Annotated in this window: 31 protein-coding genes; 13 read left to right on the plus strand and 18 right to left on the minus strand. The window is 28.3% G+C overall.

Annotated features, from left to right (window positions below; all coding sequences use genetic code 11):
* Window positions 1–89 precede the first annotated feature (89 nt).
* From L8X33_RS05370 to L8X33_RS05405, 8 genes are all read right to left on the minus strand, one after another.
* Window positions 90–767 carry a hypothetical protein gene (locus L8X33_RS05370; protein WP_263670157.1) on the minus strand — a complete coding sequence of 226 codons (678 nt, stop codon included), beginning with the start codon at window positions 765–767 and terminating at the stop codon, window positions 90–92.
* Window positions 764–946, minus strand: a complete 183-nt coding sequence (locus tag L8X33_RS05375; protein WP_263670158.1) for a hypothetical protein — start codon at window positions 944–946, stop codon at window positions 764–766. Before L8X33_RS05375 ends, L8X33_RS05370 begins: the two co-directional genes overlap by 4 nt.
* Before the next feature lie 11 nt (window positions 947–957).
* Complete coding sequence (locus L8X33_RS05380) at window positions 958–1,653, minus strand: hypothetical protein (RefSeq protein WP_263670159.1); 696 nt, start codon at window positions 1,651–1,653, stop codon at window positions 958–960.
* The gene (locus L8X33_RS05385) at window positions 1,637–2,353 is read right to left on the minus strand and encodes a hypothetical protein (RefSeq protein WP_263670160.1); all 717 of its coding nucleotides are present in this window, start codon (window positions 2,351–2,353) and stop codon (window positions 1,637–1,639) included. The genes L8X33_RS05380 and L8X33_RS05385 overlap by 17 nt, the downstream gene beginning before the upstream one ends.
* A 1-nt stretch (window position 2,354) precedes the next feature.
* Complete coding sequence (locus L8X33_RS05390; RefSeq protein ID WP_263670161.1) at window positions 2,355–3,215, minus strand: lambda-exonuclease family protein; 861 nt, start codon at window positions 3,213–3,215, stop codon at window positions 2,355–2,357.
* Window positions 3,205–3,456, minus strand: a complete 252-nt coding sequence (locus L8X33_RS05395; protein ID WP_039625727.1) for a hypothetical protein — start codon at window positions 3,454–3,456, stop codon at window positions 3,205–3,207. Before L8X33_RS05395 ends, L8X33_RS05390 begins: the two co-directional genes overlap by 11 nt.
* A complete protein-coding gene (locus L8X33_RS05400) occupies window positions 3,456–3,659 on the minus strand; it encodes a hypothetical protein (RefSeq protein ID WP_039625728.1) in 204 nt (67 codons plus the stop codon). The genes L8X33_RS05395 and L8X33_RS05400 overlap by 1 nt, the downstream gene beginning before the upstream one ends.
* 603 nt (window positions 3,660–4,262) lie before the next feature.
* Window positions 4,263–4,538 (minus strand): hypothetical protein, encoded by a 276-nt coding sequence (locus L8X33_RS05405; RefSeq protein ID WP_257939477.1) that lies wholly within the window; start codon window positions 4,536–4,538, stop codon window positions 4,263–4,265.
* 50 nt (window positions 4,539–4,588) lie between these two features.
* Between L8X33_RS05405 and L8X33_RS05410 the strand changes: the two genes are divergently transcribed.
* A complete protein-coding gene (locus L8X33_RS05410; RefSeq protein ID WP_167348867.1) occupies window positions 4,589–4,738 on the plus strand; it encodes a hypothetical protein in 150 nt (49 codons plus the stop codon).
* On the opposite strand, the gene L8X33_RS05415 is transcribed toward L8X33_RS05410, so the two are convergent.
* The gene (locus L8X33_RS05415; protein ID WP_066008559.1) at window positions 4,719–4,910 is read right to left on the minus strand and encodes a hypothetical protein; all 192 of its coding nucleotides are present in this window, start codon (window positions 4,908–4,910) and stop codon (window positions 4,719–4,721) included. The genes L8X33_RS05410 and L8X33_RS05415 overlap by 20 nt on opposite strands.
* 230 nt (window positions 4,911–5,140) lie before the next feature.
* On the opposite strand from L8X33_RS05415, the gene L8X33_RS05420 reads away from it, so the two are divergent.
* On the plus strand, window positions 5,141–5,836 hold the full coding sequence (locus L8X33_RS05420) for a sel1 repeat family protein (protein ID WP_412175227.1): 696 nt from the start codon (window positions 5,141–5,143) through the stop codon (window positions 5,834–5,836).
* A gap of 15 nt (window positions 5,837–5,851) precedes the next feature.
* Here the strand turns inward: L8X33_RS05420 and L8X33_RS05425 are convergent, their stop codons facing one another.
* From L8X33_RS05425 to L8X33_RS05455, 7 genes are all read right to left on the minus strand, one after another.
* Window positions 5,852–6,139, minus strand: coding sequence for a hypothetical protein (locus L8X33_RS05425; protein WP_039625734.1), 288 nt, complete (start codon window positions 6,137–6,139; stop codon window positions 5,852–5,854).
* Window positions 6,130–6,645, minus strand: coding sequence for a Panacea domain-containing protein (locus tag L8X33_RS05430; protein ID WP_263659379.1), 516 nt, complete (start codon window positions 6,643–6,645; stop codon window positions 6,130–6,132). The genes L8X33_RS05425 and L8X33_RS05430 overlap by 10 nt, the downstream gene beginning before the upstream one ends.
* A gap of 151 nt (window positions 6,646–6,796) precedes the next feature.
* The gene (locus tag L8X33_RS05435) at window positions 6,797–7,471 is read right to left on the minus strand and encodes a DNA/RNA non-specific endonuclease (RefSeq protein ID WP_263670163.1); all 675 of its coding nucleotides are present in this window, start codon (window positions 7,469–7,471) and stop codon (window positions 6,797–6,799) included.
* Window positions 7,472–7,477: 6 nt separating this feature from the next.
* Window positions 7,478–7,900, minus strand: coding sequence for a protein-export chaperone SecB (locus tag L8X33_RS05440; protein WP_257402316.1), 423 nt, complete (start codon window positions 7,898–7,900; stop codon window positions 7,478–7,480).
* 15 nt (window positions 7,901–7,915) lie between these two features.
* Window positions 7,916–8,629 (minus strand): hypothetical protein, encoded by a 714-nt coding sequence (locus L8X33_RS05445; protein WP_263670165.1) that lies wholly within the window; start codon window positions 8,627–8,629, stop codon window positions 7,916–7,918.
* Window positions 8,613–8,993 (minus strand): hypothetical protein, encoded by a 381-nt coding sequence (locus L8X33_RS05450; protein WP_257402314.1) that lies wholly within the window; start codon window positions 8,991–8,993, stop codon window positions 8,613–8,615. The genes L8X33_RS05445 and L8X33_RS05450 overlap by 17 nt, the downstream gene beginning before the upstream one ends.
* Before the next feature lie 8 nt (window positions 8,994–9,001).
* Window positions 9,002–9,703, minus strand: coding sequence for an XRE family transcriptional regulator (locus L8X33_RS05455; RefSeq protein ID WP_257402313.1), 702 nt, complete (start codon window positions 9,701–9,703; stop codon window positions 9,002–9,004).
* 149 nt (window positions 9,704–9,852) lie between these two features.
* Here L8X33_RS05455 and L8X33_RS05460 point away from each other — a divergent pair, with 149 nt between their 5' ends.
* Window positions 9,853–10,074, plus strand: a complete 222-nt coding sequence (locus tag L8X33_RS05460; RefSeq protein WP_220701497.1) for a hypothetical protein — start codon at window positions 9,853–9,855, stop codon at window positions 10,072–10,074.
* Window positions 10,071–10,253: a hypothetical protein gene (locus tag L8X33_RS05465; RefSeq protein WP_087685558.1), complete on the plus strand. Its 183-nt coding sequence runs from the start codon at window positions 10,071–10,073 to the stop codon at window positions 10,251–10,253. Before L8X33_RS05460 ends, L8X33_RS05465 begins: the two co-directional genes overlap by 4 nt.
* On the opposite strand, the gene L8X33_RS05470 is transcribed toward L8X33_RS05465, so the two are convergent.
* Entirely contained in the window at window positions 10,250–10,399 is a 150-nt protein-coding gene (locus L8X33_RS05470) for a hypothetical protein (RefSeq protein WP_263659382.1), read from the minus strand. The two genes, L8X33_RS05465 and L8X33_RS05470, sit on opposite strands and share 4 nt — an antisense overlap.
* A gap of 126 nt (window positions 10,400–10,525) precedes the next feature.
* Window positions 10,526–10,867, minus strand: a complete 342-nt coding sequence (locus L8X33_RS05475; RefSeq protein ID WP_250325565.1) for a hypothetical protein — start codon at window positions 10,865–10,867, stop codon at window positions 10,526–10,528.
* A 32-nt stretch (window positions 10,868–10,899) separates the two neighbouring features.
* Between L8X33_RS05475 and L8X33_RS05480 the strand changes: the two genes are divergently transcribed.
* The 9 genes from L8X33_RS05480 to L8X33_RS05520 are packed head-to-tail and all read left to right on the plus strand — an operon-like array spanning window position 10,900 to window position 17,165.
* On the plus strand, window positions 10,900–11,886 hold the full coding sequence (locus L8X33_RS05480) for a hypothetical protein (protein ID WP_263670167.1): 987 nt from the start codon (window positions 10,900–10,902) through the stop codon (window positions 11,884–11,886).
* A gap of 7 nt (window positions 11,887–11,893) precedes the next feature.
* The gene (locus L8X33_RS05485; protein WP_263659384.1) at window positions 11,894–12,559 is read left to right on the plus strand and encodes a hypothetical protein; all 666 of its coding nucleotides are present in this window, start codon (window positions 11,894–11,896) and stop codon (window positions 12,557–12,559) included.
* Window positions 12,556–12,942: an endodeoxyribonuclease RusA-like protein gene (locus L8X33_RS05490; protein ID WP_039625747.1), complete on the plus strand. Its 387-nt coding sequence runs from the start codon at window positions 12,556–12,558 to the stop codon at window positions 12,940–12,942. Before L8X33_RS05485 ends, L8X33_RS05490 begins: the two co-directional genes overlap by 4 nt.
* Entirely contained in the window at window positions 12,932–13,309 is a 378-nt protein-coding gene (locus L8X33_RS05495) for a DNA-packaging protein (protein ID WP_257402309.1), read from the plus strand. Before L8X33_RS05490 ends, L8X33_RS05495 begins: the two co-directional genes overlap by 11 nt.
* Window positions 13,300–14,592: a terminase large subunit domain-containing protein gene (locus L8X33_RS05500; RefSeq protein ID WP_257402308.1), complete on the plus strand. Its 1,293-nt coding sequence runs from the start codon at window positions 13,300–13,302 to the stop codon at window positions 14,590–14,592. Before L8X33_RS05495 ends, L8X33_RS05500 begins: the two co-directional genes overlap by 10 nt.
* Entirely contained in the window at window positions 14,582–14,845 is a 264-nt protein-coding gene (locus L8X33_RS05505) for a hypothetical protein (RefSeq protein WP_039625751.1), read from the plus strand. The genes L8X33_RS05500 and L8X33_RS05505 overlap by 11 nt, the downstream gene beginning before the upstream one ends.
* A complete protein-coding gene (locus tag L8X33_RS05510) occupies window positions 14,835–16,331 on the plus strand; it encodes a hypothetical protein (RefSeq protein ID WP_087685564.1) in 1,497 nt (498 codons plus the stop codon). The genes L8X33_RS05505 and L8X33_RS05510 overlap by 11 nt, the downstream gene beginning before the upstream one ends.
* Complete coding sequence (locus L8X33_RS05515) at window positions 16,328–16,534, plus strand: hypothetical protein (RefSeq protein WP_047208152.1); 207 nt, start codon at window positions 16,328–16,330, stop codon at window positions 16,532–16,534. The genes L8X33_RS05510 and L8X33_RS05515 overlap by 4 nt, the downstream gene beginning before the upstream one ends.
* A complete protein-coding gene (locus L8X33_RS05520; RefSeq protein ID WP_263670170.1) occupies window positions 16,524–17,165 on the plus strand; it encodes a hypothetical protein in 642 nt (213 codons plus the stop codon). The genes L8X33_RS05515 and L8X33_RS05520 overlap by 11 nt, the downstream gene beginning before the upstream one ends.
* Window positions 17,166–17,169: the final 4 nt, after the last annotated feature.

Genomic DNA, 17,169 nt, shown 5'->3' on the forward strand with positions numbered 1-17,169 from the left:
AAGAAATGCAAAAGTTAAAGCTAATATTGAGATAATAATATTAAAAGCTTTTGAGAGAGCATTTAAAGCAAATCTTATTATTTTTGTAATCATAGCTTGCAACCCTCATAATCAGCTTTATACCATTTGATAAAATTTAATTCCATATCACCACCTAATGCGCTTTTGTATTTAAAAGTCCACATTATGTTATTTTCTTTGTGTAATTTAGGTTTAGTTTTTCCATTTAAACTTGGTTCATTTGATTCGCGATAAAACGCTAATTTGTATGCCTCATCTAAGGTATAAGCACCGGGCATTTGATAAAACTTATTTTCATATTCACAGTAATTGCCTATATTTTTACTTTCAATTTCTTTAATTGTTTCAATCATACATTTATAGAAATCAAAACCTAAGTTTTTAACTAAAATCTCTATCTCAACAATTAATAAATATTCAAAATCTTCATCTTTGTTATTATTATAAACTGTCTTATTGTTGTGTTCTATAAAATAGCTTGTAAAATGGTCAATCAAATGAATCATACTTGCTCTTTTTATATTTGAAAATGCTCCAAGTTTTAAATCAAAAGCATTAAAACAAAATACTGCAATATCACAAAGTGCTTTTACTTTTTCTAAGTCATCTTTTGCTTTAAAATATTCACTAACTTTTTCAAAAGCATTACCTAAAAACTCTGCTTGTTGATTTTCATATGTTAAATGCCTTATTTCTCTATATTTAGCTAATCTTTCTTTGATTTCGTTAAATTGTTCTCTTGTCATTTTTCGCCTTTCAATAATTCTTTTGCTTTTATCAAGAGTTTTTTTAAGTCATCTAGGTTAGATCTTAAATCATCCTCATCGCACTCTTCCATATAGCCAATTAAATCTAAGCATTCTTTGTTAATTAAAGCCAAAGCTCTTGCGTGTTCTATGGCTGTGTTAATTTTTTCTTTTAACATTTTTACTTACTTTAAAATGGAAGCTCACCATCATCTTCTAAAGTGGCATCTAAAGTATGAATTTGTTGAGGTTTTTGATTAAAATTTTGTGCATATGGATTAAATGAAATGCTTTGAGCTTGAAACTCATTTTGCTCTTGTGGTAATTTTTTGTGTCTGGCTTTAAAGTTTTTATATGCAACTGGCTCTTTTTGGTTTTTAAATTCATCAAGACTTTGTAGTTTTGAGTTAAAAATTCTACTAAGTACTATTTTATTTTCAACTTGATTGTTTTTATTTAAAAACTCTTCTGTGTCAAAACCCAAAAGCAAAGTTTTATTTGTTAGCTCATCAAGACTTGTAGCTTCTGTTTCTTTTCCGTAGATATTTGCTTTTGTTTTTTTGCTAAGATCAAGTTCTTCTATACCTAAAAATAGCATTATTGCGTTAAGTTGTCTAAAGCCTAAGTAGCTTTCCTTTTCGCCTTTTGAAGTTGTGTATGTAAAATCTCCATTCTTTGCAATAAATAAATTAAAATCAGCTAATTTATTGTGTTTTCGGCATACAAATTCACATTTTACAAAAGTATTTGTATGGCCTGTGTTGCCGATAGTATCATATAAGAATATTTTTCTAAAATAGCCACTATATAAACCACCTTCGTTTAAATATTCAAGTAGTGGCTGATAATTTGCCACTTCATAATTTGCTTTAAATGTTGGTATCATTTTTTAGTCCTTGTTTAAGTTCGAATATTTTATTTTTATCATCTAACAATTCTTTTATTTTCTCTCTTGTAAAGATATTGTTGTTTTTGATAAATGCATTTTGTTCTTCTTTATTTAAATCCATATCCTCTAAGGTTTTTCTTAGTTCAAGCCCAAGTTTTTTTAGCTCATTTGCTTCATCTTTTATTAGCGTTGCTTTAGTATTGTTATAGTCTTTGATAGTATCTAATTCACTCTCATCTAACATTCCAAGACCGCAAATACTTAAAGTAACGCGCCTTTTAGCTTTAGTTATGGCTTTCATTAAAGCATTTGCTAGGTTATCTCCGCCCAAATTTTTAATATTTAAAGCTCCTGTGTCGCAATCTGTTCTACCATCTGGAGTGCTAGCATAAACCGTAACCATATAAATATCTCCAATTTGATTAGCTTCTGTTTTAGTGATAGATACTTTATGGATTTGTCTTAACTGATCTGTTGCTGTTTTTGTTGCATAAAGAGTTAATTTGCCATTAATTTCAATGTACTCAAAAGGCTTAGTTAGCATATTGATGCCTAAACTATCGCAAATACTTTTTACATAAGAAGTTCTTTCTTCATCACTTAATTTTGATAAATCTCCTTTAACTAGTGCTAATTCATATGGATTAAAGTTAAAATTATTTTTTTGTGTTTTTTCAGCTACTACTAATTCACTCATTTTATGCTCCTTTTTTGATTTTTAAACACATTGAGATACTTTGTTTTATATATTCTTTTGGGATTTCTAATTTAGTAAAATCTAAAAAGCCTTTATAATCAATCGTTGTTCTATTTTGCGGATAAACACTAATATCCAAGCATTTAACTTTCTCACCATTTGCTAGCTCTATAAATTCTTTTTTAAGAGCTTCTAGTTTTTCTTTTATAGGCTTCATTGTGCTTTCAAGTCTAATTATTTCTAAGGCTAATTCTTTTGCATGAGTATCATCAAGTTCTTTGTAGTCGCTTTTTTGATTAACGAGATAATCTTTTATAAACTCATCTATTTTTCTAAGCATAAAATCTTGATATTCCTTATCGCTTTTAACCACACAATAAGTCAAATCATCATTCTCATTTAAGACTGCAAAAACACATTTTTCAAAACCACCTACAAAAAGTTGAAATTGGACTTGAGCGTAGTATTTTGGGCTAGGTTTTTTAAATTTTAACACTTGCTCGTATTCTTCGTTGTTAGTTGAGTATTTAAACTCGTATATTGTTTTTTCATCATCTATACCATCTAAAGAAGCCATAAAAAGATCATTTTCTAAGCTTTGAATAACAATAGGAGTTATATCTTTTCCTATCATAAATTCCATTTTTGCTCTGATTAATTCCTCATACTCTCTACCTTTTTGCATGGCTTTATTGGTATATGGCTCAAAAAGTCCTTGTATAAGTTCTTTTGCCTTTTCTTTGCTTAAAAAAGCACCTTTTTCACCAATGCAAGAAGCGACTATACTAGCTGTGATTTTTCCTTTTCTAAACTCAAGCCATTCTTTAGAGCCTTGTTCTAATTCTATGATTTTATATTTCATTTGTTTTCTCCTTTAGTGTTTTTATTTTTTTAATTGCTAATTCTTCAGCGTTATCCATAGCTATAAGTCCTAACTCATCAAGTATTTTTATTTTAAAAGAGTGAAGTTTTCTAAGCTCTTTTTCTTTTTCTTCTAAAGCCAATAAGCTTTGATTTATTGCTTTGTTTTTAAGTCTTATGTGGTTTTGGGCTTTGAAAAGCTTTATTTTTAAATCATCATCTTTTTTGAAAAATAACAACATCAAAGCTCCTTTGTTAATAAGCTTAATAGTTTAATGTTTTCAACTTCTATAGCCATTCTTAAGTTATTTTCACTTTTAAATAAGTCTTTAGCTTCTTTTAGTTTTTCTTCTAATAAAACTATTTTCTTTTTATATTCGCTGACTTCATTTGCATAATCATCAAAACGAACGTATGCCTTTTTGTTTATTACTTCTGCTCTCATTGGTATTCCTTTCAAAATCTTTATACTCAAAAGAGCGCAAAGCAAAAAGGAAAAAATATGTCTTATTGTTTATAATTAAGGAGTAATCGCAATGAAAAAAACTTAATGAATGTGATGTAAAATCAAAACAAAAATCTTTGCGCTCATTTGAGTATAAAAAAGGGGTTTAAGAAAGCCGAAAGCCACGCTCTCTTTCGGTTATTGTGTTATAATTGTATTAAGCTTAGACTAAGCGTGGATATATATAATATGCTCTAAGGATTTTAGATGAGATAATTAACGAGCTTAATTATCTCTTTTATTAATTCTAAAATAAGAATTATAAAATCAATTATCTTGCTCACCAATAACCCCCTTTCTAAAAAACCGAAAGAGTAGCCATACTTAATACAATTGTTATTATACAAAATTATTTCTTAACCCTTAGTTTTCTGTCATTTTTAAAGTGCAAGAAAACATAAAATAGCACTATAAACATTTATACTAAGCCAAGTTTTTGGATAACTTGCTAACCCTTCTGCTATAAGAACTATCAACGCGATAGTAAAGCTTAATTTCCAAGCAGTCAAAAGCTTAATCAAGTCTTTTTAGTAAAAGACTTTGTTAAGCTTTAATAGCATTTAAAGTTTTTTGCGTTTCCTTTACTTTGGATATTAAATCCCAAATCTCAAACTCAACATTTTCTTTGTAAGTTTCTAAAGAAGTTGAAAACTCCCAATCTTCCATTTTGCACTCAAGATCTGTTATAAAATCTTCTATCAAATCTTTAAGATAAAAAAGATTTTTACCACTCATACTCTCATCATACATAAGCTCTTTAGCTAGAGTATCAGCTTCTCTTTCTCTTTTTTCTAAATCAAGGTAGCAACTATCTAACATTTTAAATCCTTATATTTGTTATAATCCATTTCACTCTAGAAAGGCGAATTATGGAAGAATTACAAAGCTTAAAAGCTCAACTAAACAAACTTATTTTAAGAATTGACGAACTAGAAAGTAAAGTCACAATTCTTGAAAAAAGACTAAACGATAAAGACTTAGAAGAACTCACTGACACTCCTAATCTTTTAGAGAAATAACAAACCCTTTGTTCTCTAACGCTTCTTTGGTGATTAAGTTCTTAACTGAATGCTCTAGAAGAGTAGCCAAAAACTCTTCCAAAGAAGCGTAATGTTTTGAATAATTTCTTTCAAAAGCTACCTCTAGCATTTTTTCTAAATCTTCTCTTAGATCTAATCTAATCACTAACATTTTAAATCCTTTTTTGTTTCTTAGGTTTCATTTGTTTCGATGAAGAAAGAATACAAAAAGTATGCTTAAATAATTATTAAAAAGAACACAAAATGTATTTTATTTTTTATGATATAATTTTGAGTATAAAATAGAGGCAAAATAAAGGGTTGTTGTTGAAAAAATTACTGATTTTATTTGTATGTATATATGCTTTTGGGTTTGATGTGTGTGAGCGAAGAGAGATTGAAATGTCTGCGTATATAGAAAAACATGCTGTTGGTTATAAAAGCAAAAATTTTAATCTTTCAGAAGAAAAACTATACAAAAAATCTTTTAGCGATTGCTATGATAAAAAGAATAAAGAAGCTTGTTTATATATTTATAATAATTTTGCTATAGATGGAAATTTTAAAGTTGAGAGCAATATATTTAATTTGATTGAAATAATGGCTTATGTTGGTTTAATTCTTGATATGGACAAAGATAAAAAGTATAAAGAAATTAATCGCTTGATAGCTTTAGATAGTTGGAAAAAATTATCAGAATTGATAGATTTTGCTTTAAATAAAACTAATGATACAAAAGCTATAGAGGCATTAAAGCTACTAAAAAAGATGAGTGATTTTGAAGTTAATCGGGCTTATGCGTGTCCTTTGTATTATAATGATAAATTACAATCTGATATAATAGACATGCCCTGTGCCTGTAAAAAAAATACTGCACTTTTAATAAAACCAGATACTATAAGACGAGCTTTTTTAAATTTAAAACTTTTATGTGATAAATATAAAGATAGTGTAAGCTGTGGAGCTGTTGGTGGTCTTTATGAAAATGGAAAAGGTATAAGGATAGATTTTAAACAAGCAAAAAAATACTATGGCTTAGCTTGTGATGGCGGTTATCAACTTGGCTGTGATGGATATAAAAGGTTGATGTGGTATTGAGAGAATAGTTTAGTGTTAATAGAAAGTAGAATTAAATTTTTTCCAATGATCTCTTAAGATAATAAAAACACTTTTACAGAAATCTTTTTGTTTTTCATTGTCTGTTAAACCAATACAAATAAAGTAGTCTTGCTCTATATTATTTAAAGCTTTAAAACACTTATCTTTTTCAAAAACACTACTATCTCCTAGATGAGATAAGTATTTAAGTAATTCGTTTTTGTGTTCAAGTAAAATTTCTATATCTATATCAGTCATATTAGAAAGAAGAATTAAGAAATATCTAAAATTAATTAAGGCCATAATTCATTAATTTCCATATCATTTTTTTGTAATTCTTTTAGTCTTAATGCTTCTTTTTTATTTTCTTCCTTAAAAAAAGTAGCTATTGTATCTTGTGTAATTTCATTTCCAAGACTCGCAACATAAGAACTTTTCCAAGGATATTCTTCGTGGGTTTTTTCTCTAAGCTCCCAAGCCCCCATAGAACCGTATTTGTCAAAAATAAGAACTAAAAGCTCATGGGCATCTTTATTGTTAGCAATACAATCTGTATCAAAATCTTCAAGTTCATCAAAAGAGATAGAATTTGATCCATATTTTTTAAATTGCTCATACACTGCTTTAACCACTGGTCCATGCGGCCACGCTTCTATTCTATCATCAAAGAGTGGTTTTTCAAATACGGCAAGCATATACCCTTGTGCATAATAAAGCATCTTTTGTATTTTTAAATTTGATAGCGTGTCACCAGCTTCTTTACTTCTTGCTAAGAATAAAAAGTATTTTGCAACATCTAATGCTTTCATAGTTTTTACCTTATTTTAAAATATAAAATATATTATCTTATATTATCTTATATTATCTTATATTATCTTATATTATCTTATATTATCTTATATTATCTTATATTATCTTATATTATCTTATATTATCTTATAGTTTAAACTAAAAAATCGTTTAAGACTGATGATTATTGCTAGTTAAAACACCACAATTAAACTTATATCTTTTTATACTTAAATTATCGACTTCATAATTTGGAACTTTATAGCATTCTTTAAAATTACTACCTTTTATAATCTTGATATAAGAGTTTGGAATAGCAATTTGATTTTTTATTCTTTGTGGGTTGCTATCATAATTAACTAAATTTAAAACTTCAATTTCTCCAAGCTTTAAAGCTATTTGCCTTTCTCTTTTTTCAATCTTATTCCATACTTTTTGATTAATTTGTGGATTTTGCGGAGTAATATTACTCATTAAGAATGTACTTCTTTGAGCTTGAGTAGTTTTTCTCATAGAGGCATTAGAAAGGGTATGTCCTCTATCATAACCACTATTTTTATAATCACTCCAAGTGGTACGATATTTTTTAGGTATATTTGTATCATCTTCAAAGCGCGGGCGTTTTTTGATTTGTTCGCCTTTTAGATTATCTGCTTCTAATTTATAAGCTATTGCTTTAGTGCCTTTGTAGTTATAATCATAGCAATTAATATAATAAAATTTATCTAAAACCTGAGAGCAGTTTTGTTTAGTAAAATACTTTGCAAAATCTTCACTCGGTTTATATTGTGTGTAATTAGCTAAGGCTAGAGTTGTTAATAGTGGTAAAATTATAAGTTTTTTCATTTGTTGTTATTTTTCATTTATAATTTTAACTTTAAATTCCTCAAAGCTAACAGGTTGTAGGTGATAAGGCGGGAAGCCAGATAGCATTGTTATTTGGGCTATCATTGGTCTTAAATATGAAAACATTATTGCAACGGCATTGTTTAGAAGAATTTTATTTTGTTCATCTTTAGTTTCAAAAGCAATTAATGATAGTATTGTTGTTGATATATTATAAACACTTTCACTACCGCTATCTGCTTGAATATCTAAATCTAATCGGATTAAAAATATATCTTTTTTCTTGTCATCTTTTTGATGTGCAATGACACCTATGTTGTTTTTACAATTGATAGTGCCAGAATCATCTAGCACTCCATTTTGTTCAAAATTAAATTTTTTTATTTCTATTGATAAAATTTGAAATACCCCCGATTTTATCTCATTCATTATAACTCCTTATTTCTAAGCTACTTTGCTAAAATTACTGTTAATTTTAAGCTCATCATTTTTATATTTAGTTTTGTTAATTTTAAGCTCATCATTTTTATATTTAGTTTTGTTAATTTTAAAGTATTGTTGGTTTTTGGTTGATTTTACTTTATTTTCAAGATTATTCAACATTTCAAAACATTCTTTAAAACTAATTTGCGTTTCAGAAAAATCTTTAAAACTAATTTGCGTTTCAGAAAAATCTTTAAAACTAATTTGCGTTTCAGAAAAATCTTTAGAATCAAGTGCAAAATTGTATTCTAAAATTTTTAAGTGTTTTGCAAAATTTTTAGCTTTTTTTTCATGTAAATCAATTGTTTTTAGATTATATTTTGGTGGATATTGAAAATAAATACTACTTAAAAAATTTTGAAATATATGTCCCAACTGCTCATAAACTTCTTTCTTGTCTTTATATTCTATAGTAATATTGTTACCGTCAAAAATTGATTTCGAATTGTATTTTTTTAGTTTCATATTTCTCTTTAAAACAATGTTAAATTTTTTACATATAGTATCAATGTTTAATGAGGAATTCTCATTCTTTACGATATCAATAACTCTCGTTGCATCCATTGGTCGCTTATTTGATTCTGGGATAATTTTCCAAAGTTTATTAGCAAGATTTTTATTTTCTAAAAATATCTTCTGCTCTCTCTTATTGAGTAATTTAAAAATATTTTTCATTGTTTTGTATTTCTTTCTTTATGAAATAATTTTCATTTTCTCTTGGACTGTATATTATATTGTTATTTTCTTTATAAACATAAACAATCCTTTCTTTTTTCTCTAAAATAGTTTGCAAATAAGCAAAATCTTCATAATTTATTTTTTTCATATCAACTTCTTTGATTTTTATTCCTCCGCTTTCAAGTACTATTTGATCCACTTCTAGTTTAAAACAACTTTTAACATCTTTATTTTTTGTGAATATTTCACAATTTTCTGTTCGATAAATTTTGTTTATTTTATTATACTTTAATTCTCTTGCATATAAAATACTATTGAAATCTTTAAGACCTATTTTTTCTAATTCATTATCTTTTTTCATATTTACTCTTATCTTACAAACTCTATAAAATTTTTAAAGGTTTCAACTGTCATTTTTGATACAACCACCCCTATAATTTCACACTGCGCAAAATCGCTAATTTTAACTTCTTTGTAGTCCTTGTTTTCAGATACTAAATAAATAAAATCGCAAAAAGCTTCTTTTTTAATTTTTTTACAATATAGATCTTCGCCTTGTCTAAAAATAACTATATCAGCACTTGATATAGTACCAAGAGTATTTTTGCTTCTATCAATAACAACAAAATCTCCATGTGTTAAAAGTGGCTCCATGCTATCGCCATTTATTTTTATAATATCGTAGCTTTTTTTTATAGGAATGTCTAAAATCTCTTTTAGAAAACTTCCATCAACACAAATACTAGTATAATTTATATCTTGTGCTAAAACTCCATATCCAGCTGAAGCAGAAATATCAGGATAGTATTTAAATTCGATTTGATTGTGGTTTTTATTTGTTGAGGTAAAGGATAACAACTCTTCAATTGGAACATTTAAAATCTCTGCTATTATAGGTAACTTATTAATACTCGGGCTTCTTGTGCCTTGCAGATTATTATTAAACCATGATTTTACCGTAGATAGTGAAGGGTTGTATCCTTTTTTAGAACATGCTTGTATAAAGTCTTGATAGTTGGAAAATTTGGAGTATAGTAAGTCTTGTAATTTTTTAGTATCTACATTTTTCATATCTTTACCCAATCTATAAAATTAAAACAAAAATATCGACAATAAGTATTATTTTTTATACAAATTGTATCATATTTTGTAAATACAAAAAGCATACTTATCCTTAATATTTAAAATAATTTTAAGATTACATAATGTATTCTTACGATATGAAAAAAATCGATTATTACAAAATAACAAAAATTTTAAAAAAGCATTATTCTGAAAGCATGACTCGAGATATAAAAATAAATAAGAGAAGAGTATCTTTTAAAAAACAAATAGAGTTTAAAAGGTTATATGGAATTCCACATGAGTTTTGGGTAGATGTGCGTTCTAATCTTACAAATATACCAAAAAGAGGAAGAAAACCAAAAAAGGAGTGTGAGTGAAAGAGCTTAATTTAAAAATTAAAATTAAAGATGAGCATTATAAGGTGCTTGAAACACTTTCTAGCCAAGATAATAAAAGTGTTGATGAATATATTTTTTCGACTTTAAATAAATTCATCTCTCTTGATATTAGCTTGGCTTTAAGGGTTGAAAACGCTTTGATACTTAATAAGGATTAATCTTTGTCGCTAATTAAATCTGGAGTGTCAAGACTAAAGTGTTGCGAAGTGTTTTTATCCTTTTCCAATGAAGCCACTTTGCTTTCTAATGCTTCAACTCTTAGTTTTAAATCTAAAATGATTTTTTCTAATTGTTGGATTTCCATTTTAATCCTCCTTTCTTTAAAGATGGGGAATTTTAACTAAAAAGGAGTGCGGATGAAAAGGATGTTTTATGAGTGTGATTAACTACTTGCTTTCGGGTCTTAGTATAGGATTTTTAATCGGAGTTTTTATTTATTCTTTGTCTCATTTTTTACATCAAAAGTTCGGAGGTAAAGGCAAGTGACTTTTGTTTTAGCACAAATGCCATCTTTTCTTAAAAAATCGCATTTTGGAGCTTGCTCTATTCCATCTTTATATACCAAAGTGATGGGTATTTTAACTCTTAAAATAGCGTTGCATGTGCTTTGGAATGTGGTTATTTGCGTTTTGTTTTGCGCTTTTGTAAAAAAACGCCCAAGTAAAAAACCTATGATAAGTCCATATATAAAAATGGCTTGTTTTTCACCTAGTATCTGCGCTAAAGAGTTAAGTAGATCCATTTTAGGCCTTTTTGCGTTTGATTTTATCATATTAAAAATGAGAAATAAATTAAGGAAAAATGATGAGTATACCGCATTTTAAAGCTAGTTTAGAGGTGACTTTAGGAGCTAAAAAGCCACTTAGAGCTAGAAGAGGTTTCACAAAAGTAGCTAATACGATTTTTTATGGTGGCTTAAGTATGGATGCTTTGGCACTTTATTTACAGCTTAAGAGAATGAGTGAAAAAACTTTAGTAAGTGAAATTTACTTAAGAGAACTTATTTTAATCAAAAAAGATACAAGAATAAGCTTGCAAAGATTAAGACTTGCTAAAGATGAATTAATCAATTTTAATCTACTTCAAATTAAAAAAACAAATCATCATAGATTTAATTATGAGTGGATTTTAAAAGATGAAAACAATGAAATAATTAAGCATTTTAACAAAACTGAATATAAGCTTAAAAGTGCTGATAAAAAACCAAGCAAAATATTTAAAAATAATACTTCTTCCGTAGTCGGAAATTTGAATACGGAAAAAGAAAAAAATGAAAATTCCCTATATATAGAAACACGCACGCACGCGTATAAAGAAAATAATATAAGTATAAATAATAATAAATTTATAAATTTAGAAAATTTAGAAAATAAAGAGAATACAAATAAAAATAATAACGCTACGCGAACTTTTTTTGTTGTTGATTTTGGAGCTTTAAAAACACAGGAGTTTAGCATGGGTAAATTTAAAAAACCTAGTGTAGATGATCTAATGGAGCAGATTAATACCTTTAATCAAAAACACAATACTTGCTTTGATGAGAGTTTGGCTGAAGATTTTATAGAGTATTGGGATGTTAGACAGTGGAAGAGAGGCAACAAAAAAATGGCTTCTGTTGCTGGTAGCTTACATACTTGGCTTAAATATGCAAAGGAAAATGCATTAAGAAAAAATGCTTTTAAAGTTAGAAAAAAAGAGGCTGAAGCTTGTGTGGTGAGCTCTTTGATGGATTATTATGGATTTGAAGATAGTCAAGAACAAAAATGTATTGATGTAGTAAGTATTAGTTGAGGGTGAAATGAAAGAAAAAGTTAAAATTTTAATGAATTTGTTAGAGCTTAATGAAGCTCAAGCGGTGGATATAGTTGGTAGATATTTAAAAGATGTCAAAGATATACATGTTTTTTTAGATTATTATTTTGAGACATGTATGAGTGAAAAAATCATCGGTTCTACTTATGAAAAACTTAGAATTGTTTGCAAGATAGCACAACTTGAGTTTAAAGAACGATTTGAGAATAAAGAAAGTTTTTTAAAATGGATTTTTAGAAATTACAAGTCAAGAGCTTTTTTTAGATTATATAAAAATGATTTTACATATGAATATTTTGCTTATGATAGTCTCAAAAATAAAGTAAAACTTAAAAATAGTTCAAATGATTGTTTAATATGTATAAATGGCTTTAAAGAATTAACATATCACGATGGGTCTTTGGTAGAAGATGGGTATTTTAAAGAGGCGCTTATAGACTTCATGTTTAAAAACCAGCATAGAGTTGGTAAAGATTTGAGCTTGGATATTCAAAAGATAGAATTAAAAACAGAACTTTGCCATCAAAAAACAAAAGAAGAAGAAAAAATATTGCACTTGCAAAATTTGGAAAAGTTTTCTCAAAAACTAAAAGAAAAAACCGACACCAATTTTAATTATTTAAGCAAAAACAAAGAAAAGGTAATACGATGAGCTATTCTTTAAAATTAGAGCTTAAAAATAACCCTGTGCCTTATAAAAGAACAACTCAAAGAGCCAAGTTTGTTTGCAAGGATTATCTTAAGTATTTAGATTTTAAAAAACTCTTGCAAATTGAGTTTAGAAAGCAAAATGGAATAAGCCCTAATCAAGCTTTTGACTCTAAAAAGCAATACGAGTTTTCTTTAAAAATAGGTTTTAACAATAAAAAGCATGGTGATGCAGATAATATCGTAAAAGCCGTATTGGATGCGCTGTTTGAAAATGATAAGAACGTGTTAAAAGGGAAATATGAAATTGTTGCTTTTAAAAAGGCTTTTTTGGATTTAGAAATTAGCCAATATGATTTTAAGGAAGGATTATCTTATGAGCAATAAAGTATTAACAAAAGATGAGTTAGAGCAAAAAGTTGATGAGTTTTTTGCTACAAATACACCACTTGCTGAAACAAAAGAAAAAACTATTTATGCGCCAAAGACAATAGAAAGTCTAGCTGTATTTTTAGGTGTTACGACAAAAACTCTTAGTATTTGGGAGAAAGATGCAGAATTTGGAGAAATAATTCAAATAGCTAAACAAAGATGCGCTAGCTCTATAATAGATCATTCTTTGATAGGCACTTACACTCCTAGCATAAGCATGTTTTTGCTTAAAAACAATCATGGTTATGTAGATAAACAAGAAGTGGTTAGTGATAGTGTTCAAAAAATAGAAATCATAAGAAGTGAAGTTAAATGCAATTAAAACTTGATTTTTCTTACACTCCGGCACAACTTAAAGTTTTTGATGATAAAAATCCACGCTTCATAACTGTAGCAAAGGGGAGAAGATTGGGTTTTACAAGAGGAAGTGCAAAATATGTAATAGAAAATCTTTTAATGGGGTTAAATGTTCTTTGGGTTGACACGGTTCAAAGCAACTTACAGAATTATTTCGAGCTTTACTTTATGCCTGAGCTAAAAAAACTCCCAAAAGAATTTTATTCTTGGAGCGTTCAAGATAAAAAACTCATTTTAAATAATGCTGTGCTTCATATGAGAAGTGCTGAAAGACCTGAAAATATAGAAGGCTTTGGCTATGATTTGGTAATTTTAAACGAAGCAGGAATTATCTTAAAAGGCTCTAAAGGGGAGTATCTTTGGTACAACGCCATACGCCCTATGTTGCTTGATAATCCTAAATCAAGAGCGATTATAGGTGGAGTTCCTAAAGGAAAAAATCTTTTTTATGAGCTTTGTAAAAAAGAATTAAGTGATGAAAATTGGAAACATTTTCAGTTCTCAAGTTATGATAATCCTTTTTTGAGTAAAGATCAAATCAAAGAGCTAATCGAAGAAGTAGGCGGAGAAGATAGCGAAGTAGTTAAACAAGAAATTTATGGAGACTTTATAGATAACTCTAGTGCAGAACTTTTTGCTTTAAGTGATATTGAAAAAAGTATGAATGTTGTTAGTTTTGATATGCAAAAAATGCAAGGAGACAATATATGGGGACTTGATGTAGCAAGATATGGAGATGATAAGAGCGTTTTGGTCAAAAGAAAAGGTTTTGTTGTAGATGAAATTAAAAAATATAGTGGGCTTAGTATTAGTGCTTTAGCAAATGTTGTTTTAGCAGAATTTAATAAAGACAAGGAAAAGCCACGAGGTATTTTTATAGATACTTGTGGGCTTGGAGTTGGTGTATATGATATATTGAGTGATTATGGCTTGCCTGTATTTGAGGCAAATTCTGCAAATTCTGCAACTAGCAATGAATACTTAAACAAAAGAGCACAAATGTATTTTACTTTGGCTAAAAACATAAAACATATGCAAATTATCAAAGATGATGAGCTAAAAAAAGATTTACGGATGATTGAATATGAGTATTCTGATAAGGGGCTTTTAAAGATAAAGGCAAAAGAACAGATAAAAAAAGATTACGGAAAAAGCCCTGATACTAGTGATGCTTTAGCTTTAACTTTCTTTGAAAAATTGCACCCAAAAAACAATACTAGTGAAGATTGGAGTTATGATGGCTGGTGAGTTTTTAATGGTATATGAGAATATAGATCCGCTTAAAATTAAAGAGTTAGCTAAGAAAGAAGATGATGTTATAAAAATAATTTTGGCTAAGTGGATATTAGATCTTTTTGGGGGTTTTAGAAATATTTCTAAAAAGCAATACAAGAGAGAAATGGTGAAAATTTTAAAAGAAAAAGGTGTGAGTGATGATGATATTGCTAAGCTAACAAAGCTTAGTAAAGTTACCATATGGAGAATTAATAATGAGAAATAAAGAAGAAAAAATTACGTATTTAGTAAAACTTATAAGTGAAAGTAAAAATGCTTATGAAAAATACAAGCCTTATTTTTCTGCCTTGCAAGATGCATATTTATTAAAAAATGAAAAAAAAGAAATTTATGAAAAAAGAAACAAATCTTGCATCTTTATACCAAAGATTAATGCAAAAATTAAATATTTAATAACTGCTTTAAATGATGTGTATTTTAACAGTGAGAGAATGGCAGATATTGAAAGTTATATTAATTCAGATGAGCAAATTATAGCTATGTGGCAAAGAGCTTTAGATTTTTATACAGGAGAAATTAATTTGTTTAAGCTCTTTCAGCCTTTATTTTTAGATGTTTTAACAACAGGAACATCAATAGCAAAAGTAACTTGGCACAAGGGTATGCCTCGTATTGAAAGAGTTGGTATAGATGAGGTTTATTTTGATCCAAATGCTTTAAATAATGATGATATTAGTTTTATCGTAAATGAGATTTATCTTTCACATGCACAAATTAAGCAAAGGCAAAAATTAGGATTTTATCAAAAGACAAATATAGATGTGCATTTTGACAAAAATGAAGAGTTTAAAAAGGTTAAGTTATATGATATTTATGTGAAAAAAGATGATGATAAATGGGTTGTTTCAACACTTTTAGAAGAGGAATTGTTGCGCGATGATGTGGTTTTAGAAGATGGACAGCCTTTTGTTTGGGGGTCAATGCTTCCACAATTAAAAACAATAGACAATGAAGAATATGTGTGTGCTTATGGCGAACCTGTTATGTCAAGTGCATTGTCTTTGCAAAAGGAAATAAATATCACAAGAAATCTTTTAATAGATGCAATGAGAAGTGCATTAAACCCAAAAATAATACTTCAAAAATCTGCCGGAGTTTCAAGAGAAGACTTAGAGACTGTTGGCAAGCCAATATATCTTACAGAGCCTTCAAGTGTTGGTTTTTTGCCAACACCGAATATAAGTAGCTCGGGGGTTAATTTAGAACTCTTAGAGAGTGAAATCACAGAGGTTACTGGTGTTAGCCCACAAAATAACGGTGCGCAAACTGCACAAAATGAAACTGCTACTGAGATTAGCATAAAAGCACAAGAAGGTGGTCGAAGAAGTGCAGATTATATTAGATCATATAATGAGACTTTTGTAGAGCCTTTGTTTGATAGATTTGCAAAACTAGTATTTAAGTATGGAAATGATGAATTTTTTAATGGGTTTACAAGAGAGGATATACCTAGTTTTAGATTTAATATACAAACAGGTACTGGAGCTATGAATAAAGAAGTTAGAAGAGCAGGACTTCAAGCAAGTATGCAAGTATTTTCACAACTTTATCAAATGTATATGAGTATAGGGGATATGCAAAGTGCATATGGAATTGTTAAAGCTAATGAAGAGTTAGTTAAAGAACTTTTACCTATTTTGGGGATAAAAAATGTCAATTCTTTATTTGCTTTCAACAAGGATATGCAATGAAGATTTTATTGGATTTAAATTTTGATATACAACAAACAAAAGGAGGTAAGAGGCTAGTTGATTTTATAGATAAAAAATACCAAGAATGTTTTGCAATGGCAAAAAACCAACAACAAACAGCAGAGTATAGGCTAAAAGCTTTAGAGCAAATGGCTTTTTTAGACACGATAATAAATTTACTAAAGGAAGAAGATGATGAATGAACAAATGAATGAAAATGATGCTTTAAATGAACTTTTAAACTCACTTAATGACAATGAAGAAACCATTCAAAACAAAGAGGAAGGACAAGAAGTAGAGCAAGTAGAACAAGATGAACAAAATAATCAAGATTTATCTAAACTTTTAAAAGAGCAAGCAAATGAAATTAAAACTTTAAAAGAAAGCTTAGCACTGCTTAATAATAAAAATAAGCCAAGTAAAGAAGAAGAAGAAAGGAAAGAGTATTTAAAGCAATTAGGGCTTGATGGAATTGATGAAAGGCTTAAAAAACTAGATGAATTAGAAGCAAAAGCTAAGCAAAAAGATGAGGAAGAAAGCTTGCGTTCTAAATACATGGAGGTTGAAAGAACAATTAGAAAAGAGTATCCAAATGCTGACTTAAAAACTATGGGAGAATTAGCAAACAAACTTGGTGGATTAGCAAGTGGAGATTTACAAAGCTGGAGAACACTTTTGGCTATGGTTTATAAAAAAGATATTGGTAAAAAGGCAGATGAGAGCCTACCTAGATCAAATTACGCAGGTGGCGAGAGTGATTTTAACTCAAAAATAAAAAAAGGTGATGATATTTCTAATATTGATTTAGGTAAAGAATTATTATCTTTAGTTTAAAGAG

This window comes from Campylobacter sp. CNRCH_2014_2849, assembly GCF_025772845.1.
Lineage (GTDB): Bacteria > Campylobacterota > Campylobacteria > Campylobacterales > Campylobacteraceae > Campylobacter_D > Campylobacter_D lari_D.

Excerpts from the sequence above, each read along its gene's own strand:
- L8X33_RS05470 (WP_263659382.1), bottom strand. The coding sequence starts at position 10,399 with ATGGAAATCCAACAATTAGAAAAAATCATTTTAGATTTAAAACTAAGA.
- L8X33_RS05460 (WP_220701497.1), top strand. The coding sequence starts at position 9,853 with ATGAAAAAAATCGATTATTACAAAATAACAAAAATTTTAAAAAAGCAT.
- L8X33_RS05520 (WP_263670170.1), top strand. The coding sequence starts at position 16,524 with ATGATGAATGAACAAATGAATGAAAATGATGCTTTAAATGAACTTTTA.
- L8X33_RS05400 (WP_039625728.1), bottom strand. The coding sequence starts at position 3,659 with ATGAGAGCAGAAGTAATAAACAAAAAGGCATACGTTCGTTTTGATGAT.
- L8X33_RS05385 (WP_263670160.1), bottom strand. The coding sequence starts at position 2,353 with ATGAGTGAATTAGTAGTAGCTGAAAAAACACAAAAAAATAATTTTAAC.
- L8X33_RS05510 (WP_087685564.1), top strand. The coding sequence starts at position 14,835 with ATGAGAAATAAAGAAGAAAAAATTACGTATTTAGTAAAACTTATAAGT.
- L8X33_RS05455 (WP_257402313.1), bottom strand. The coding sequence starts at position 9,703 with ATGAAAAATGTAGATACTAAAAAATTACAAGACTTACTATACTCCAAA.
- L8X33_RS05370 (WP_263670157.1), bottom strand. The coding sequence starts at position 767 with ATGACAAGAGAACAATTTAACGAAATCAAAGAAAGATTAGCTAAATAT.
- L8X33_RS05485 (WP_263659384.1), top strand. The coding sequence starts at position 11,894 with ATGAAAGAAAAAGTTAAAATTTTAATGAATTTGTTAGAGCTTAATGAA.
- L8X33_RS05440 (WP_257402316.1), bottom strand. The coding sequence starts at position 7,900 with ATGAATGAGATAAAATCGGGGGTATTTCAAATTTTATCAATAGAAATA.
- L8X33_RS05500 (WP_257402308.1), top strand. The coding sequence starts at position 13,300 with ATGCAATTAAAACTTGATTTTTCTTACACTCCGGCACAACTTAAAGTT.
- L8X33_RS05420 (WP_412175227.1), top strand. The coding sequence starts at position 5,141 with ATGTCTGCGTATATAGAAAAACATGCTGTTGGTTATAAAAGCAAAAAT.
- L8X33_RS05380 (WP_263670159.1), bottom strand. The coding sequence starts at position 1,653 with ATGATACCAACATTTAAAGCAAATTATGAAGTGGCAAATTATCAGCCA.
- L8X33_RS05445 (WP_263670165.1), bottom strand. The coding sequence starts at position 8,629 with ATGAAAAATATTTTTAAATTACTCAATAAGAGAGAGCAGAAGATATTT.
- L8X33_RS05390 (WP_263670161.1), bottom strand. The coding sequence starts at position 3,215 with ATGAAATATAAAATCATAGAATTAGAACAAGGCTCTAAAGAATGGCTT.
- L8X33_RS05475 (WP_250325565.1), bottom strand. The coding sequence starts at position 10,867 with ATGATAAAATCAAACGCAAAAAGGCCTAAAATGGATCTACTTAACTCT.
- L8X33_RS05450 (WP_257402314.1), bottom strand. The coding sequence starts at position 8,993 with ATGAAAAAAGATAATGAATTAGAAAAAATAGGTCTTAAAGATTTCAAT.
- L8X33_RS05495 (WP_257402309.1), top strand. The coding sequence starts at position 12,932 with ATGAGCAATAAAGTATTAACAAAAGATGAGTTAGAGCAAAAAGTTGAT.
- L8X33_RS05490 (WP_039625747.1), top strand. The coding sequence starts at position 12,556 with ATGAGCTATTCTTTAAAATTAGAGCTTAAAAATAACCCTGTGCCTTAT.
- L8X33_RS05515 (WP_047208152.1), top strand. The coding sequence starts at position 16,328 with ATGAAGATTTTATTGGATTTAAATTTTGATATACAACAAACAAAAGGA.
- L8X33_RS05395 (WP_039625727.1), bottom strand. The coding sequence starts at position 3,456 with ATGTTGTTATTTTTCAAAAAAGATGATGATTTAAAAATAAAGCTTTTC.
- L8X33_RS05430 (WP_263659379.1), bottom strand. The coding sequence starts at position 6,645 with ATGAAAGCATTAGATGTTGCAAAATACTTTTTATTCTTAGCAAGAAGT.
- L8X33_RS05480 (WP_263670167.1), top strand. The coding sequence starts at position 10,900 with ATGAGTATACCGCATTTTAAAGCTAGTTTAGAGGTGACTTTAGGAGCT.
- L8X33_RS05405 (WP_257939477.1), bottom strand. The coding sequence starts at position 4,538 with ATGTTAGATAGTTGCTACCTTGATTTAGAAAAAAGAGAAAGAGAAGCT.
- L8X33_RS05505 (WP_039625751.1), top strand. The coding sequence starts at position 14,582 with ATGGCTGGTGAGTTTTTAATGGTATATGAGAATATAGATCCGCTTAAA.
- L8X33_RS05410 (WP_167348867.1), top strand. The coding sequence starts at position 4,589 with ATGGAAGAATTACAAAGCTTAAAAGCTCAACTAAACAAACTTATTTTA.
- L8X33_RS05425 (WP_039625734.1), bottom strand. The coding sequence starts at position 6,139 with ATGGCCTTAATTAATTTTAGATATTTCTTAATTCTTCTTTCTAATATG.
- L8X33_RS05435 (WP_263670163.1), bottom strand. The coding sequence starts at position 7,471 with ATGAAAAAACTTATAATTTTACCACTATTAACAACTCTAGCCTTAGCT.
- L8X33_RS05415 (WP_066008559.1), bottom strand. The coding sequence starts at position 4,910 with ATGTTAGTGATTAGATTAGATCTAAGAGAAGATTTAGAAAAAATGCTA.
- L8X33_RS05375 (WP_263670158.1), bottom strand. The coding sequence starts at position 946 with ATGTTAAAAGAAAAAATTAACACAGCCATAGAACACGCAAGAGCTTTG.